General features: G+C 64.6%; 4 protein-coding genes (1 of these 4 cut by a window edge). All 4 read right to left on the bottom strand.

The window, feature by feature from the left end; genetic code table 11:
- Positions 1-19: 19 nt before the first annotated feature.
- Entirely contained in the window at positions 20-4,153 is a 4,134-nt protein-coding gene (locus HV824_RS38205; RefSeq protein ID WP_176423292.1) for an RHS repeat-associated core domain-containing protein, read from the bottom strand.
- An 8-nt stretch (positions 4,154-4,161) separates the two neighbouring features.
- Complete coding sequence (locus HV824_RS11640) at positions 4,162-4,623, bottom strand: hypothetical protein (protein WP_176423291.1); 462 nt, start codon at positions 4,621-4,623, stop codon at positions 4,162-4,164.
- Positions 4,620-5,324: a peptidylprolyl isomerase gene (locus HV824_RS11635; RefSeq protein ID WP_176423290.1), complete on the bottom strand. Its 705-nt coding sequence runs from the start codon at positions 5,322-5,324 to the stop codon at positions 4,620-4,622. The genes HV824_RS11640 and HV824_RS11635 overlap by 4 nt, the downstream gene beginning before the upstream one ends.
- A gap of 203 nt (positions 5,325-5,527) precedes the next feature.
- Positions 5,528-19,212 carry the 3' portion of an Ig-like domain-containing protein gene (locus tag HV824_RS11630; RefSeq protein ID WP_176423289.1) on the bottom strand. The gene runs 17,044 nt beyond the window's last position, so only the last 13,685 of its 30,729 coding nucleotides appear in the window; its start codon lies off the right edge, out of view — the gene reads right to left on this strand; the stop codon is at positions 5,528-5,530.

The raw sequence follows: 19,212 nt of genomic DNA, 5'->3' as shown, positions 1-19,212 counted from the left end.
TCGCCCCGCTCCCCTGCCGTTACGGACTCGCGGCTTCACGCTGCGAGCCCCCCTGCTCCACGGCCCGCTTCAGCTCCACCCCGTGCTGGGGATCCATCCCAAACGATGCGCCAGGCGCGGGATGGACATTCCAAGGGGGCGTGGCCTGCAAGCGAACCTGGTGGAAATTGGCCGCGCTCCGCGAGGCCTGCATTGGATTGTTGTGGGTAGCCACGTAGGGCGCGGCGCTGAGGCCCTGGACGGCGCTCCAGACGATGAATTCGGGATTCAAGACCCGAGGATCGGGCTGGAAGAAGCGCCCCACGCTCGGGTCGTAGGTCCGCTGGCCTTCTTCGAACAGGTCCGTCTCAGTGTCGTAGTACTGGCCCACTCTGCGTAGCGGTGTCCAGAACGGGGACGCGCCTGGCTCGAAGCGTCGGTACTCATAATTCTGAATGGCGACGCCCCGCCTTCGGGCGGCGACCGGACATGTGCAACCGACGGGCACTCCCGCGTCCGAGTCACACGCGGCGGCTTCGCAGGTCGCATTGGAGCGGAACTGGACGGCAATCTCCCCATCCGTGCCCTCGACCCAGTCACTCCAGACCATGCCGCGATTCGCGCCACTGTAGGGACCTGCGAGCTGGGCGCCCGTGCTTCCGTCCTTGAGCACGACGTAATCGTGGGATGCCTCGGTATCGATGAGGCTGAAAATCACGCGCTGCTGCACCTTGAGGGAGGCGCTTCGAACCGGTTGCTGGAGCCGGGTCAGCTCCTGGTCCAAGTCATCCGCATAGGGATTCGCCGAAGCCGCGTAGTGACTCACGCGGTTGACGTGGCCCATGGGGTCGTATTCGCCTGTCCCGGCGATGCGCCCGGAGTCATCCATCATCAGCACGGGCCGCCCGGCATGGTCCGAGACGATGAAATAGAGGCCGCACGCGGCGGCCTCGCCGTTGCGCGCACAGTCGGCGGAGGTATCCGAAAGGCGTGTCCACTGCGGAGTGAACTTGCCGCGCACCACGGCGACTGGCCTCCCGCCAAGCCACACGTAATCGTCTTCCACGAAGAAGTTGACGGGCGAGATGACCCGATCCCCTCCCCGGTCGGACAACAACTGGTCGCCCAGATCGTGGAAATACTCGTCACGCGCGCCGGTCGGATAGTCCTTGAGCCGACGCCGATGGAAGCCGTCGTAGAGGTACACGTAATACGAGGACGTCCACCCGACGCTCATGGAGCGCATGTGGCGATCACGCGTCCCATCCGCCGGATTCAGATTGAGATGCGCATGGTTGTCACCAGGCGTCATCCGGTGCGTGGCCTTCCGATTGACGTTGCCGTTGGGGTCGAAATAAAAGAAATCGGCGAACATCTGCCCGGGGCCCGCATACTCAATGAACAGATACTCGGGAGTGGATGCGCCGTAATACAGCGTCGAGTCAGTGTTTCCGTCTTCGGAGGAAGAGGTGCGGTTGCCTCGGCGGTCATAGACGTACGTTCTGGATGCGTAGGTTCCCCCCGTGGCGGCATGGTTCCCCGCGGGCCGGCTGGCGTGTGTCAGGCGCAGCGTCCGGTCATAGGTGAACTCCTCCGTCTGGGCCTGCTGCGAGTCCAGCACACAGGTGTCCATTCTCCGCACCTGGTCCGCTGTCCATGTGTAGGTCCTGCTGTAGATGTCCCCGGTTCCCGTCCCCGGGCTGCTGGAGCCCGTGGAGACCCGCAGCGCACGAAGGCGCCCCGTCAGGTCCGAGGCGGCGAGCGACGGAGGGACGTCCGCACAGGCGGCCTCTGATGAGGTGGGCGCCACGGAAGCGTCATCGCCCAGCATGTATTCCACCGAGCGGATGACGTCGTTCCGGACATGGTGCTGCTGATAGCCACGCAATCCGCCATAGGGCTCCCAGCGGACATCGCTGAGGACCCGGTGGGCTTGCCACACCGTTCCATCGTGGAGCGCCACCTCGACGGCGGAGACGCGGTCAGCGGCCGCCCCCACGCCATGAACGTAGGAGACCACCCTTCCGTGGGGATAGGTGATGGAGGCCAGGTTTCCATTCGGCGTGTAGCTGTAGTGTGTGTCCGGGTTGAGGTCGGGCCCCTGGCCGCATCCCGTGGCGTTGGCACGCACACGCAGCTCGCGGATGACCCGCCCCAGGTCGTCGTATTCGAACCACGTGCGTCCAAAGCTGTCATCTCGGAAGCGAAGACGACCCATGCTCTTGAGCTGCGTCGGGCAACCCGCGGGCGGCGTCTCGTCGTTGTCGTAGCCCAGCTTGTAGTGCGTGAACGCGAAGTCGGCATCCACGTAGACCGCTTGCGTCATCCGCAGCCGGGACAGGTGGTCATAGGTATAGAGCAGCGGAATGTTGAAGGTGCTGCTCATGTAGGGGGAGACCTCCGCGATCTTGTTCCCCTGTGCGTCATACGCGTAGCGCATGGCGCCGTTCATGTGCGGCGGTGCCGCCCCCACGAGGTTGCCGAAGTCGTCATAGGTGAAGGTGGTTGCCGGCTGGGTGCAGCCTTCGAAGGTGTCGCTGCCCAGGCATCCAGTTTTGATCGCGGCGACGTTGCCGTGCGCGTCATGCCGCAACAGCGTGCGCTGCCCCGTGCCGTCCACGGGAAATTCGTCCACGTGGATGAGTCGGTTGGCCCGGTCATAGGACAACGCGCTGCACGCGGGCGATACAGGACGGCCATCTCCACCGACGGCGCACCACGAAGGAGGCGCGTTCATCGCATGGCCAACCCCCGTCAGGTTGTCCGCGCCGTCATAGGAGCGTGCTGCCGTGTAACTGCCGGGGCCAATGCCCCACTGCTCATGCGTGGGACGGAGGTGTGCATCGGCGGCGAAGGAACGCACCCGCCGGGCCACGCCCGGCGCATCCAGGAACCGCTCCTCTTTGAGGGAGCCATCTGGCCAGTACGTGTACGTGACTTTCTCAGTCCAGACGGCGCCGGAGTTGTCCGCCGCCCGGGCCTTCCATTGGAGCGTGTCTGTCAGCGTGCCACCGCTGCAAGCCGCTGTCGGTGTTCCCGCGCGGTAGCAGTACACCTCGAAGTTCCCTTCGGGTCGTTGCATCCACGCAAGGTGCCCGGCGTCGTGGCCGTAGCGGGTCACCACGTCCACCTGCCCCGATGTGTGCACCGTCTGGGCCAGCAACCGGTTGCCTTCCCAGGTGAAAGCCGTGGTGACACCGCTGGGGGCGATACGTTCGGTGACGTTTCCGTACACGTCGTAGCCGTTGTAGCGCGTATCGACAGGAGTGCTCGTCGGGCCCGCGGGGAAGCGGGCAACGCGCATCAGGCGATTCCTGCGGAAGGCGGTCGTGTCGGAGTCAGCCCAGTAGAAATTCTGGGTGAGTGGATAGCTGGTGCCCGCCGGGCAGTCCGTCGCGGCCTCGCTCTCCACCCAGCAGGGGCCATGGGTTTCGAGCACCCTGCCGAGCGGATCCGGGCTTGTCTCTCCCGTGCGCTGAACGAAGTAGAATGTGCCAATCCAGCGCTTCTGCGCGGTCCAGACGGCCGTCTGCCGATCCATCACTCGCGTCCATCCTGAGCGGATGGTGGCGACAAGGCGGCCTGACGCATTGTACCGGTGGTCGGTCCGCGCCTTTTCCCCTGCGCTCCCGAAGACACTGGCCTTCTCGGAAGATGCCAACTGCTGCTGCCCACCCGGACCGTAGCTGTAGGTGAAGTGCTCTGTTTCGAGCGCCCCCGTGCCCTCCATGTCCTGCGCGCCGTGAAGAACGGACGTCCTTTCCACCGCCTCGGCGGGCGCGCCGGGCTCGGTGGCAGGGGCATGCACGTAGACTTCCCAGGCATCCCGCTTGTTCTTGACGGCCCGCTCGTAAGCGGGAGCGCTCTCAGTGGCGCACGCCCACTCATGACGGACACTGCCCGGACTACAGGCGCCCGCCACGTCACAGGCGTCCACCGTCTGATAGACGCGAGGGACGCCGCCTGCCTCGGCTTGAGGCAGGGACGTGTAGGTCCTGGAGAAGGCCACCGGTGTATCCTGACCATTGCCTCGGCCCGCGGACGGCTCGGCCACGGTTTGTGACCACGGCTCGACGCCGCAGCAGTCGCTACCCGGCAGGCACAGGGCCTGCGCCCGGGCGCCTCCAGGCAGCATCAGGCCAAGCGCACCGACCAGCGAAATGGCTGTACTCACGAGCGGCTTCATCGAGGCTCCGCGACAGCGCCTGTCCAGCCTTCGGGCGGCATGCACACCTGGCCTCCGGCGGAAGGGTGAATCTGAATGCAGCGCCATTCCTTCGGACAGGCCTCGTCTTCGAGGCACTGCTGGCTGCAGAAGTAGTCCTGGTCGAGCCGGGGCCCAGCACGGAGACAAAGCCGGGAGACGCAGTCGGATTCACCGCCCGCCGCGCAGCGCTCCCCGAGCGCCTTGGTGCGCTGCTTTGCCTGCGTGAACTGATGGTCCGCCAGCACCGCGTTGGAGGCTTCAGGCTGAGCTGTCGGCGCGGCGCGTTCCACCGCGGCTTTTTCGCTGCATCCGACGGCACAGAAGAGCAGCACGCCTGCACAAGCAAGCTGGACTGTAAGCCGTCGCTGCGTGCCCAGCCCCCGTCCCCTAAGCGCCACCCCGGCAAGCCGTGAGGCGTTCGTCGCGATGGAAATCATTGGCGCTCACCCCGGCTTGGCGCGCCTTCTTCGGCTGTTCCCGCGTCGGGCGGCGTCATGGCCTCCGGGAAACGCTTCACGGAGATCTGGCTTTCCAGGTCCGCCATCAAGCGCATCTCCGCCTCGCGCCGGGCGTCTGCCGCAAGGCGCCCTCGCACCTCATCAAACGAAGGGATCACGGTCTCCACGGGCGCGAGTGCCTGCACCAGGTGGATGCCATACGGTGTCTCGAAGGGCTTGCTCAACTCATCCTTCTTCAATGCCGCCGCGGCCTCGAAGAACGACGGATGAACCTGCCCTTCCTGGACGATGCCCATATCCGCGGAGTGCTCGGTGGCGGCCTCACCTTGGCCCGCCTCGCGCGCCACGGCGTCGAAGTCCTCTCCTCCACTGATGCGGGCATAGAAGACGTTGGCGCGATCCCGCGCCCGGCGCCGCACTGCGACATCCGCGTCGGCGGCAAACCGCACGATGATGTGGCGCACATGAATCTGGCGCCGGCCCAAGGCGTCCTTTGAGGCTTCGAAACGAGCTCGAAGGGTGGACTCGCTCGTGGCGTCCTTGAGTTCGTGCTGCAGCAGCGCCTGCGCCAGCACCTCACGGCGAGCCGCTACGAGCCGAGCACGGACGTCCTCTCGGTCATCGAATCCCAGGGAGATGGCACGCTCTGCCAACCGGGTACGGCCGATGAGTGCGTCCAACTGGACCTCGGCCGTCTCATCGCCAGGCGCCCGCCGGGAAGAGAACAGCTCGAGGTCCGACCGGCGGAGCGCTGTATTTCCTACTTCAGCGACGACGTCCGCGTCACGGCAGCCCGACGCAACCGTCAGAAATAGAACAGCCATGAACAGCGTGCAGGCCGCCCAGTGGGGCGCGCGGGCGCCCCGTGTCATTGAAGTACAATTCATGGCAATGGCAGGTTGATGTTCTGGGACTGAAGGCGCGAGTCGGACGTCACGGTAACGGTGCCGGTAACGACGAGGGAATCAGGCGTTGCTACTGAGGCGCCGCCGCTCACCGTGAAGTTTTTGAATGTCTGGACGCCTTCAGGCGTACCAAACAACGGCGTCGGCGGCACTCTATGGGCTTCGGGAACCCGACCATTGTTGTCGAAGATGATGTCGCCATAGGTTTCCTGGTGAGCCTTGAGGAATACCGTTCCTGCGCCAGCACTGTAGGAACTTGCGGAGACATTGCCCCAGGCAAACGAACTCGTGGTCGCGTCAAAATAGACCGCGACCCGACCTCCTCCGCCTCGGTTTGTTCCTCCATTGGCGGAGATTTTCCCGGTTCCAGAAAGCGTTCCGACATCCACCCAGATACTCCCGCCTGCCCCCTCATGAGCGCTTGTTCCGGTACCTTTACCGGTTGCCAACAGAGAGCCATTCAGCTGCAGACTTCCTGCCGTCAAATGCAACGCACCGCCACCATTCCCACCAAGCTGAGTAGTCGTTCCGCCCGACCCGCCGGCGCCAAACGTTGCTGGAGTTGCGTAGTCGCCATAGGCCGCCACCGCGAAGCCAGGCGGCGAACTGGAGTTGCGTCCGAATCCGCCGTGACTTCCTCCAACCATCGTCAAGCCTGTCGAAACATTGCCAAAGGTCAAGCCCGAACCATTGTTGTCGTTCCCAGGTTGCCACCCCCCAAGGTATCCCTGGCCACTCACATCAATGGTTGATTCAGCTCCTACCTCGACCATCCCACTGACAATCAACTCAAGAGGTAGAGGAATTCCGTCGACTGAGCGCTGCTGCTTCAGGTCGGCCCGACTCCCGATCAGACGCAAGCTGGCCAACTCAATTGGCGCCCCGCCGACAACACTCAACGTGGAACGGTATGTGTTTCCACTGATCTCAACATCAATGCCGGCGGGAAACGCCCACGGTCTGCGCAACTCCATGCGGCTGCCACCAGAAATGCGGAGTTCGCCCATACTTCCTTGGAGGGACTCCTGGAAGACCGCGCTTGACCGTCCATCGAGGTCCAATTGTGCAAGCGACATTGGCTCAACAACCTCAATGTACGCGTAGCCGCGTACAGTCAGGCGGTCCAACTCTCCCCCCTCAATACGTGTCGCCTTGACGTAGGCTTCGTCGGGGTCCGCGTCGCCAGTCTTCCGCACGAGGAGTTCCCCATGCTCCTGCTGTGTGCTTTTCAGGAACAAGGTCCCTGTTCCAGCGTAATGTCCCCTTATGTCGATATTGTTCCAGTCAAAGGTGCTCGTTACCGCGTCGTAGAACACCGCCACGCGACCACCGCCGCCGCCGCGGGTACTGCTGGAGCCCCTTCCCACTGCCTCGACAGCACCGGTTCCTGTAAACGCGCCGACTTCAATACGAACCGCTCCGCCAGCTCCACCATAACCGCCAGCGCTCGATCCGGTCTCGGAGTTGGCAAAGATATCTCCATCCAAACTCAGGCTAGCGGCCTTTAGCAGCACCACCCCGCCGCCATTCCCGCCGACCACCGTATTGGTTGCCCCGCCTGAGCCCCCAGCCCCGGGATCAGAGGGGTCTCTATAATCACCATACGTATCAACAGGAACGCCATCCTCAAGCTGAACGCTGAGTCGGCCGAAGCCGCCATGACTGCCGGCTGCCAAATCGGGCCCCGTAGACTCATTGTCCTTGGTCCGACCAAAGATCGCAGTATTCTCTTCTCGCCAACCTCCAAGATAGCCCTTTCCACTGACATCGATCTTGCTCAAGCCATCCACTCGCACCTCATTGTCGATGGATAGATCGAGAACATTGGTGCCTGAGATGCCTTGGGGGCTGTGAGTGAGAACGGCGCCGTTAAGAACGTATAGGCTGCGGAAAGCATGCGCCCCATCGATGCGCAAGATCGTGTTCCCGCTTATGACGATATCTTGATTTTCGAAGCGCAGGTCGTCTGCGGCAATCACTTCTGTGATATCCGATGGATACTGTGGCTGGAGAACAGAGACGTCCTGATGTGCTTCAAAGAAGAAACCCTGCCGATCTTGGGCCGCCAGGGAGACGCGGACCCGCCCTGGAGATGAAGGAGTGAAGTTCTGCTTCAATAGATTGCCTGAAATGGGCTGGAGAATTCGACTCCCTACCAACTGGCCGTCAATTCGAAACTCCGCCCACTCCAAGGGGTTGTGCTCATCCGTGACAACTCCCGACAGTTCAATAGATTCACCAACGCCCATGTACTCGACATGGCGCAACGTGATTGTCGGAGGCAGATTGGGCATGACAGTTGTCACCCGCTCAGTCTGCCCGACGCGGCCTCGCAAATCTGTCGCAATAGCGCGGAATACAACTTCAGAACGTGAGCTCAAATCGGGAAGCGTGTACGAAACCGTGACCGACGAAGTTGCGCCTGAACCGATTTCAACCCCATCTGCATATAGCTTGATTTCCGACAAATCGCCGTCCGAGTCGTAAGCAACAGCGCGGACAGGAACGACTTCTCGTTCATAGCCACTGGCTGCGGGATAGTTATATGAGAGTGATACCGTCGGAGCCATCCCGTCGGGCACGACAACGTAGTTCCGCGAGGCCGACGTTTGTCGTCCCATCAGGTCAACGGCCGTCGCAGTCAGCGTGACTGACTGGCCAACTGAGTCTTCAGGCAAGAGCAAATCATACTCAACCTCCGCTTTCGCATTTCGCTCAGAGGAGGTGGCAACCAGCGCCCCACCGACGCTCAGTTCCATCCATGCGATGCCGTCATCTGTTGATGATATCTTGATGTTGTTTACATATGGTCCAGCACGAACCGCCATGGGAAAGCCGGTAGGCGCTTGCGGTGCTTGCGAATCACCTCGGAGGGTGATCGTCCTGAATGCCTCCGCAGTGCGGCCCGCACCATCCGTCAAGAGCAGGGTCAGGGGGAGTTGCACTTCCGTGTCTACGACGGGCAATCGGAACTCCCCACGGAAGCTCGTCAGCGACGTGGGCGACGACTCAAGCGTGCCGAGATACGTCGTCCCCAATCGAGCCACAATGCTGACGGGAGTGCTGGCTCCCGATGTAAAAGCGACAACGCTGAGTACACTCCCCGAGTAGAACGTGCTGTTGCCCGGACTGCTGATTCCTACACTTGGAACGGTGGTCGACGGGGGCAATACATTCAGACGCAGCGGCGGGGAAAGCGCTTCTGCCCCGCCCGCCGAGCGGATACGGAATTGAACGGTATGTTGCTGCCCACCAACCAGGTCACTGGGAATCGTCCAGCGGGCTCGCATGCTGGATTCATCCAAGGTGACGACAGGCTGGTTGTTCACGACCAACTCGAGATCATCTACGCCAATGCCGCTGGCAACGGCGGAGAGCGCGAGCTCTGTCCCTGACTCAAGCGCAAGCGGGCTGAGCGGTGAGTGGATTCGAACGGACGGAGTGCCCTTCGTGGGAGTGGCATACGCCCTCAAGATTGCGCCGCCGCCAGCTTCGCCGGCGTCCGCAACGAGGATTCGCCCAGCACTGAGCATGGCGTCACGGGCATCAGTTGCTTCCAGATGAGCCAGTCGCTCCGCGGATTGGCCTTCAGGGAAATGCCAGACTTCTACGCCGGCCTGCCCCTCACTGACGATTGCCATCCGCCCTGCCAGGCGGATACGACGAACGCCTCCCAAAGTGGGAACAGTACCAATCAGCTCTGGTGCCTCATTCTCGCGCAGTGTGTAGACAGAGAGCGAGGCCGACCCGCCGATGACGCCCAGTGGTCCATCGACCGCGACCGCGGTGCTCGGTGTGGCAATCGTCGCGGAGCGCAATAGGTGCCCAGAGGGAGTGACATCCACGACGGCAACCCCACTGGCCCCCATGGCAACCAGCGCTCGCCGCTCGTCTCCAGAAATACCCAGGGCAGCACTCCCCAACTGCAATGAGTCTCCACCTGTTACCACTGGCCATCTAATTGATTTTACGGCACCCGCGGAAACAGCCCAGATTCGTGCTGGAGAGACGGCGAATTGATCCACGCTCCCCAATATCTGCTGAACCTGCTGAGTCCTGCTGTCATATGAAAGTACGCCACTCGTGTTCTCCCGATTGACGCTCAAGGTGCTGCCATTCAACACGAGAACATCGCGACCGACTGCCTCGACTTGTAGCGTGTTCGTCCCCGAAATGCGCTGCCCGTTGGAGGTCGGGGTCGGACTGCTTGTCAGGTCCACGGATTGAACGCCAAGCGAACTCGCCGCAACCAATGCCCCGTTTCGAAACGGCGTCAGCCCCAAGGGAGGGTAACCAATACTCAACTCCCCGGCCGCTACCCCCATCTCAGGCGTTGGCAGGCTCATGACGCGGACACCCAATGGCCCCGTCGACAGGAGCATGCCGCCACTCACAAGGACATTGTTCGCTTCCAGTTCAATGCGACTGACAACTCTGGGGCTGGTGGGGTCGCGATAATCCACGATGCGGAGGATGCCGTCAGAGCTTGCGACATAGGCAATCCCTCGGACGACATCGATCGCGCGAACTCCGGCAGGGATTGAAATGGCGGGCAACTCGATTCGCGCCATGCCCTGCGTCCGCATCCAGGCCCGCAGCGTGCTGTCGGTGCCTACGACTGCCAGGTCGCCATCTGCCTGCGCAGCGAGAACGATTTCCGGTGATACTGGAAAGGCAGCTGCATTAATATCGCCATTTTCGGCGGCGATAGGCACGAGCACTGAAGATGGTCCACTGATGACCACGGGTCCATCAGTGCTTGAGCCTAGGACGCGAGTGTAAAGGGAGGTGGCGCCAATTGGAGGGTCGATTGGACTGGCTGGAACGCTTACGTCAAATCTATGCAGCCTGTAATGACCGTTGGGCATCGACTCTGAAGCATGAAGCAGCCCGGTGTAGGCCACACCTGTGTACATACCCGCCATCCTGGCCACTACCCTCGGTTCGGATGGCGCGCTTACATCCACCAGCCAGAGTCCTGACTCTCCGAGTGCAAGCGCGACGATCGAGCCAAAGGCTGCCACTGACAAGGGGGGGGCAGGTGTTTCCAGCGCACCGACCGGTTCAAGCCTCGGGTGCCCGGTATCGAATGAAAACCGCCCCACCCAAAGCCCAGCCGCGGTCGTTACGAAAATCCTATTGCCCAGCAGCGCCAAATGCGTTGCACCCTCCAGCGGCACCTGGTCGACATCTACCGGCCTGGACACAGGCGCGACAAGCCGGGTTGCTGAAACAGTGCTCATCTGCCCCGCGCCATCCTCCGCCCTCGCGTTCAACGTCAACTCGGTGCCTGGCGGCATGTGGACGGGAATTTCATAGCGAAGCGCCAAGCCACCGCGCGCCAGGACCACGCCAGCCGCCGACAGTTCGAGCGTCACGCGCTCAAGGGCGACGTTGTCCGTCGCCACGACAGTCGCAAGCAGCTCGCTGCCCGCCGCGACAGTCTCACCCGCTGGATCCGTCTTGATGACACTGAGAGCGGGCGGAATCCCATCCACAATGATATTGAGCGTGAGCGCCTCGGGGTCGGACTCCCGCCCCGCGGCGTCGCGGGCCACGGCGGTCACCGTTACAGTCCGAGCACCTCCGCCAAACGGAATCCGGACTGGCACCTGGACGTACGAACCAGAAGCGTGCACTGCCTCCTGCCCGTCAACCATGAGACGAATGCTGTCGCCCGCGACGGCGGTGGCGACCGCAGCCTCGATTGTCACGAACGTGCCTTCGTAGATTGCCCCCGATTCACTCAGGACCCGCCGCAACAGACTCACCACCGGGGCTTGTCCGCCCTCGCCGTCCCGCACCAACACGGTCCGAGTCAGTGGCGGCCCTCGTGTCCCCTGGGCATCCAGCGCGACAAACGTCATCTGCAACGACGTAGCGCTTCCTGCAGGGACTTCAGGGGCTTGGAGTTCTCCCGCGAGCCGCGGCGCCGACAGGACGACCGGTGTGCCGCCAGCCAGGGAGACCTCCACCTGTGCAACCTGGGCTGGATGCGCGGGGAGTACCGCGACGGGGAAGAAAGCCCCTTCGACGACCTCCGAGGGGGCGCTCACGTCTGCGAGCGCCGGTCCAGCCGACGGTTCAGGCTCAGTGAGTGTCACCGTCCGCTCAACCCGGACCTGCCGACCCGCCAGATCTTGCACAACCAGCGCCACCGTACAGGAGGTTCCCGTGGCGGGCAGATCAACCCACGGTGGCAGTTGGGAGTCGCGCGTATCCACGGGCACACCGTTGACGGATACCTCGGCCAGGAAGCCATTCAGCGGCAGCACGTCGTCCGACACCATCGCGTCCAAGGCGACACGCGTCCCACGAACCGCCGAGGCGGACAGTTGCAAGGCGACCTGCGGGGTCGCGGGCCCCCGAATGACGGCCTGGCGAAGCAGCCCACGAGGCGTGCCGCTCACCAGCGCACCCGGAATCAATGCGGTAGGGCCTTTCGCGTCCGGATACAGGCCAGCCCCCATGGGCGCTCCCCGCACATCAACAATGCGGGCGCCAGCCGCGGTTCCCACGACCAGCAGCTCGCCAAATGCCGCAGCATTCAGTGCTTGCGAGCCCAGCGCGACATCGCCACGCGGCAGCAACTGTGCCTGCGCCGGCCCCGACTCGACCAAGGCGAAGCAGCGAACCCGATCGCCGGCCACGCAGACGCCGCCATCCGCCAGGGCAGCGGTCGCGGTGAAGCTTCCTTCGCCGAGGGCCGATCGAGCCAGCTCTCGCGGTGCGTTCACCCATGCGACATCAACCGCGACGACCACCGTCGCCGTGCTTGCGAATAGCGTTGAGCCCTGGGTGTCCAGAGACGTAACGGGCCCCAGGCTCAGCCGGCCCAGCCACGCCCCGTCAGCATGGAGCAGTTCAACTCCCAGGTCGTTCGCGACAGCAAGCCAGCTCTGTGCGCCGTCCAGAGCGGACGGCGCACGAACAAGCGGCGTAGACGCCTGCGCGCTGGGTTCCAGATCCGGAAGCGTGAAGCGTTCCAGCGAGCCCGCGCCCTTGTGTCGAACGGCGACCACGACCTCGTTACCCGTGAAAACGGCGCCTACTGGCGTCCCAGAGATGCTGCGAACCGCGACTCTCGCACCGGAGTGACGCGAGCGCAGCTCAAGCTCTCCTCCCCCGCCGCTATCCGACCGAACAACCAGCACCGAATCCGCCCGGGAAACCAAGGCCACTGGCTCCCAGAAGTCCTCCGCGTCCTCAACAACCACGGGCTGGCCTTGGGTCAGCACCGCCAGGGACCCTTGGCGCATTTCAGCGTCGGACGCTCCGCCGGGCGCAGTGACGGCCGCGCGCGTCACCACCAGGGCACCCTCGGGGCCCTCAGGAAGTCGCGAGGTTCCCGAGAGCCCGCCTGCAGTTCGTTTCACGAGAAGGTTGGCCTCTCCGACTTGAACGGACAGCTCAGGGCTTATACCCGCGTCCGACGCAACGGAAAGCGCTAGCGTCGAGCCACCCAGAAGCAGCTCGCCATTCGGCTCCTGCGCCATGGCAACGTCCACGCTCGACTGACCGTCATCCACGATTGTTACCGCCTGTCGTGCAAGCAAACTGGATTCGCCGGCCTCGTCGGTGACCTGAGCAGTCAGCTCCAACGGAGCGGTTCCACCATCAAGCACCGGCGCAATGAACTCGGTGTGCCATGGCGCATGGGTCAGCAAACGCTCTTCGGTGCCCGCGGTGATGCGGACAGAGGCCACGGCTCCCGCCGCAATCGGCGTCACCTCCACACCGAAGGGCCGGCCTTCCGGCAGCAGCGTGCCCGCATCGGGAGATTTCAGCGCCACATACGGGCGGAGAGTGGATGGCTCCACGGAGAACGAAGCGGTGGCTTCACCTTCATTCTCCCGCGTGTCACGCGCGACGGCCCGAACCACGTGCGGTTGTGCCGTTGTGACGACGGGCGCTTGCCAAGTCACGCGCCAGGGCGCGCTCCGGGCCACGCCCACCGAGGTCTCATTGACGAAGAACTCGACCTCAGCGACACCATTCGCATCCGAGGCTATCGCCTCGAGCGCCAGCGTCGCTCCGGACACCACGCGCCCTCCCTCCATGGGCGTCCGCACGAGCACGGTCGGAGGTGTCGCGTCCCGCGTCACTGTCAACGTCCGCGGAGCCGACGCGGTGATCTGGCCTTTGTTGTCCGTGGCATACGCGGTCAGGACCCGTTGCTGACTGGGCGCGCTCCCCTGGACTCCGCCCAGGGGAATCTCACGCGTCAAGGTCGCTGTCGTCGCGGTCAAGCCGCTGAGCTTCGCCCAGGGGATTCCATCCAGGTGGAGTTCGACCGCGGTCACCACGGAGTTGTCGACCGCGGAGACGACCACGGTCTCCGTGGCACCTTCCTCACGAGTCGCGTCGGCAACAGGTTGCTGGATCGTGACGGACGGCGGGGAATCCTCGACAACCTGAATCTGCACATCCCATGGCAGACTGGTATTTCCGCTCGAATCCGTTGCGGTCGCCGTCAAAAGCTGCATCGTGCCCACGGCAGTCGGTAGCCAGTTGTACGAATAGGTGCCTCCCGAGCCGCCGGTGAGCGGCACACCGTTCACGCTCAGCGTCGTCGTGACCGCCTGATTGCTGTCATCCGAGGCCGCGACCTGGAACGACCAGGTAACGCCCGCCGCGAACGCATCATCCGTCAACACCACGGCGCCCCCCGCCCGTCGGAGTTGGAGCGTCGGCTTCACGGTGTCAACCGTGCGGAAGTTCTTCCGGAAGGTGCTTGCGACATTGCCGGCGACGTCCATCACTCCCAATGCCGTGAGGGCGTAGGGCGTCGTGGACGTAAGCGCTTCGGCGGGCGTGAAACGAAGTGTCCGCCCGTCCAGCAGCAACTCGGACGCGCCCGGTACCGGGACTTCCGAGGAATGGCGAAGCAGGCGAAGTTGACTCGCGCTCTCCGTCGACAGGGGTTCGTCGAAGCGCACGTCAAATATTGCCGCCAACGGCACGTTCAGAAGGCCAATGGTGTCAAGGGGCTCGACGTGCTCCACCACCGGTGCCCGGACGTCACCTCGATAAACCGCGTTCGTGACGTTCAGGGGAGCAGCCCCAGGCTGCGTGAGCGTGAGCGCCAGATGACGGATGTCCCCCTCCGGAACGAGCGCCTCCACGCCTGTTGAAGTGAAGCCCCGGGTCTCCGCGCAGACGCCATCGAACCGGACCTCGATGCCTCGATGGAAGCCCGATCCCACGATGCGAACCCAGCCACCCGCGACGTCCACTGCACGCGGAGTCACCTCCACGAAGCTCATGGGCGCGACGTACAAGAACGGCGACGCGGCGGTGGCTTCCGCACCGTCCGCGCGAATCACGCGAACCACCGCTGGGCCCGCGGCACCGGCCGGAGGAAGCGTCACGGTCAGGGTAGCTTCCTGGGCATCGCCAATCCGAGGCGCCTCCTCCCCGCCAATCATCACGACGGTCGAGGCATTGAACCCGATGCCCGACAACACCACGGGAACGCCACCTGCCACGGGGCCGCTGGCCGGAAGCATCGTATCGACGCGGAGCGAAACCGGCGCCCCTCCTGCCCGGAGGCCGTAGCTCCAAGGTGCCAGCAGGTGGCTGCCATGGACAGACGGCACTGGCACCAGCTCCAGTCTCGCCTCATAGATGCGCGAGGGGTCCAGCGCCGTTGAAGGAATGAACGCGAGCGACGTCGCAGCGGGATCCGCAACTCCGGGAACCTGCAAGGCGCCATCCCAGAGTTGAAGTGATGAACCCGCTGCAATCGCGGCGGGTGAGTCCGTGGCCAGGGAGACGGTCACGCTGCCATTGATCGCAATGGCTTCGCCGGGCAGCGGCGACAGTGAAGCAACGGTCGGATACGGCAACTCCAGCGCGCGCAGGGAGTTGCTGACGCTGACCACCGCCACACCATTGACGATGGTGGCGCCAGAAACACTGCTCCCCGTGAGCGCGAAGCTGCGTTCGGTCAGCGACTGCGTCGTGTCCAGCCACGAGACGCGGTTTCCGTTGACAGCCAGCAGCCACGGCCCGCTCAGCATCAGCGACTTCGAGGACCCGCCCGACGGATCCAACGCATAGGCCAATACGCGTGGCTCCGACGGATCCGTGACGTCGAACAAGTGCAGCGCTCCACCCGCGGAGGCCGCCACCCTGCGGCCTTCCCTCGTCAACGCGCCCATGGGCGTTCCCAGGTCGGGAATGGCGTTCAGGAGTGGAAGCGTGCTGCCCTCGGTGCTGCGAATCTCCAGCCGAGAGCCGCTCACGCCATCTTCGATGAGGACCAGGAGCGCCTCATCCACCACATCCAGGTCGATGACCGAGCCCGTTCCCAGGAACGTGCGGGCCACCACCACGTAGGCTCCATCAACCGGTGCGAGCAGCGCCAGCTCATTGCCACCCGCCACCGCCACGTAAGCGCCAGCGCCACCCGCCGCCACGGCCTTCAAGGCAAACGGGGTCGACGGCGCCAGTTGCACGCGCTCCAGCTCCACCGGACTGCACGGCGCGTGCGGCGCAGGGCTGCACACGGCTTCGGAGACACGGTAGCGGACCACCTCGGTCCTTCCGGCCAGGAAGAGCTCCGTCCCATGGAGGGCCATGTCCACGGGGTCGCTGACGCCCTCGACCTGCCCCACCACGCTCGGACTCCCGGCCACGCTGAAGTCCACCACCGTCAGCACGTCATCCCGCGCGGCAAACACGCGATGTCCGTGCCTGGCAATCACGGCGCCCATGTTGTCGAGACGCGCGCGCTCCACGAGGGTGAAGGTGAAGCCACCATCCAAGGTTGCCTGCTGGGGCGGAACGCCTGGCGTCAGCACCGTCAGGGCCACGCGTCCCGTCACGTTGTCGGGAACCTCGACGAGCAGTGCGCCAGCATCATCCATCACCACCGAACGTGCGGGCACCGTGTCGAAGTGCACCTGTGAGCCAGGGAAGAGCCCCGCCCCCGTCACCTTCACCACGGCGCGACTGCCAAACGGCGCATGTCGCGGCTGCACATCGGCCAGGGCCGGGGACTCCAGATACCGGTAGGCCCCCAGCAGCAGGTGCGACAAACCGCCAGGGTTGGTGACCTCGACCGCGGCCGCCCCCGGCTGCCCTGCCGGCACCGTCACGCGAATCCTCCGGCCATCCGAGGACACCTCCTTCACTGGCGCGGGCACGCCGCCCATCGTCACGAGGCAGCCGCTCAGGAATCCGCTCCCGAGCACCTCCACCTCATTTCCACCCGCGGCAAGGCCATAGGCAGGCGACACGGACGCAATCTCCGGCCGCTCCTGTGACGCATCGCGGCTGGTCCGGAAGCGAACGCGCCCAGGCACTCCCAACGTCGCGCCCCGAAGGTCCCTGAGGTCCGCGCCAATCCGCAGCTCGTAGGCCGTGTCCAGGGCCAATGGCACATAGGGTGTCAGCTCCACCTGCCCGCCCTGCGCATCCACGCGAACCCGCCGCGCCACGGGAACGGCTTCTTCGTCAGTACGGTGGACCAGCGTCACCTCACCGGCGCTTGCTTCGTCCGGGAGCGCGGTCAGCAAGACCTGGACGACCGCGCCCGGAGGCACCACCTCTCCGTCGCCTGGCACGGTTCCGCGAATGTCGAGCGTGTCCAGCTCCACCGACGCCAGGGCGCCCGCGAGCGGAAGGTTGGCGTCCGCGGCATCGCTCACGGGGAGCTCCACGGGCGTACCGTTCTTGTCGAGGAACAGCGTCCCCACGAGCAGGTAGCGGCCCATGAAGGCCAGCGTGCGTGCGTCACCAAACACCGTCGCTCGGCCCAGTTGGACGGGCGCGACGCCCTCCAGGACGGAGTACCGCAACACCTTCCCACCGCCCGCGGCAACGTAGGCCACGCCGCCCGCGACGCGTGTCTGCTCGGCGGACGCCCAATCCCCCACCGGCCCGTCCACCAACAGGGTCCCCGCGGGCGTGGGGTTGTTTACGTCCGTCAAATCATAGATGGCGACCTGCTTTGCCTTCCCGAGCGAAAGGAACGCCCGAGTCCCCTCCGCGGTGATGTGCACCGCGGGGGCGGACAGGTGGGCCGATCCATGGGACGTCAGGTTGCCCGTCCTGGCATCCAGCACGTACAGCACGGGGGCACCAGGAGACGCGCTGGAGACGAGCAGATGTGGCCCATGGAGCGCCAGCGCGCTCACGCCGCCTGGAATCGCACGCGTTCCGAGATGGAGCGGCCGGCGAGTCCCGTCGGCCAGGTCGAAGACCTGCACACCCGCCGTATCGCCCACGAAGAGCAATGTGCCGCCGATGGCGATATCCGCCGCGGCACCACTGACTTGGAGCTGCGGGTACGCCTCCTCGATCTCCGCCGGGGTCGAGACATCCACGATGCGCACGCCGCCCGACCCTGCCGCGACGTAGACGGTATCGCCTCGCTTCAGGACTCGATGGCTGCCCCCTTCCCCGGGGAAGTCGAGTTCGCTGATGACGGTGACGTGCGTCGGGTCACTGAGATTGGCGAGCAGCAGGCCGCCCTTCGGCGTCTTCCGATTCGCCTGAAGCGGCGCTCCACCCGCCACGTCATGGACATCAACGACCGCACCCAGCGCCGCATAGGCGACCCCGGAGTCGATGATCACGTCCCGCACGGGCGCGGTCGACAGACGCGCCACGGCCCCTGAGCCGTAGAGGAATGAAGCAGGCAGCGACGAAACATCGGTGCCTGCCTGTACGGACACGTCGACCATTCCGCCGGGATGAGGCGGAGCGACAGCCTCCGCGCTCTCCGCGCTCAGCACACGCACGTCGAATGAATTCGTCCCACCAAAGGACACCTGCATTCCCGGCGCAAAGCCTCGTCCTTGGAGCCGAACCCTCGTTCCGCCCTGCTGCGGAGCCCGTCCCGGCGTGAGGCTGAGCAGCGTCAACGGCTCGCGATACACGAAGCCGCCCATCCTCCGGGCGAACAGGCCACTCGGGTCGATGACTTCCACGGTCGCGGGACCGGCTACTGGGAGGCCGTTGACCTCGATGGCAGGAGGAACCTGGAGCGTCATGGACAGGCCATCCTCACCCAACGTGGCGGCTGCGACCTGCCCACCGACGCGAACCGTGGTGTCCTCCCTGAAGCCGCTGCCTGCGAGCAACGCCTGCGTAGACTGGTCGGCACGGCCAGAGGCAGGGACCAGGGTCGAGATGACGGGCTGCATGGCATCCGTGTCCACGACATGGAACGTGCCGGAGAACGCCACCGCCTGGGGGAGCAGGTTGAAGGACACCAGTCCATTCAGAGACACCGTGACTTCGTCATTCGGCGCGAACAGCTCGCTCGGCGTGAAGATGACCGACGAGCCCCTCACGGCGTACTCGACGTGCCAGGTCCCCTCGACGGTGCTCACGTCACCAGCGCGGACGCGTGACACCGTCGCCGTCTCCGGCGTGAGCGACGACCGAAGCACCGGGAGCGTGAAGTCCACCTTCACGTGTGTGTCCGGCATCGCATGCCCCCCTGGTGCGGGCGTCATCCCGACGGGAAGCAGCTCGTTCGGGGGAATGGATTGCACCGTACGCTCCCCCCCGGTCGCCACGAAGAGCGTGCCGGCCGCCCAGCCGAGGCCCGTCGACGCCGAACCCAGGTCGGTGTCCTGAATCAGCGCGGGCATTGCTGGGTTGGAGAGGTCGTACACATACAGGCGACGTCCCACCGTCACATAGGCAC

The organism is Myxococcus sp. AM009 (assembly GCF_013372605.1).
In the GTDB taxonomy this organism is placed as follows: Bacteria; Myxococcota; Myxococcia; order Myxococcales; family Myxococcaceae; genus Myxococcus; species Myxococcus vastator.
This window is presented reverse-complemented; position numbering and strand designations above follow the sequence as displayed.

Bases quoted from the DNA above. Each gene is read 5' to 3' on its own strand.
- HV824_RS11640 (WP_176423291.1), bottom strand. From the start codon at position 4,623: ATGATTTCCATCGCGACGAACGCCTCACGGCTTGCCGGGGTGGCGCTT.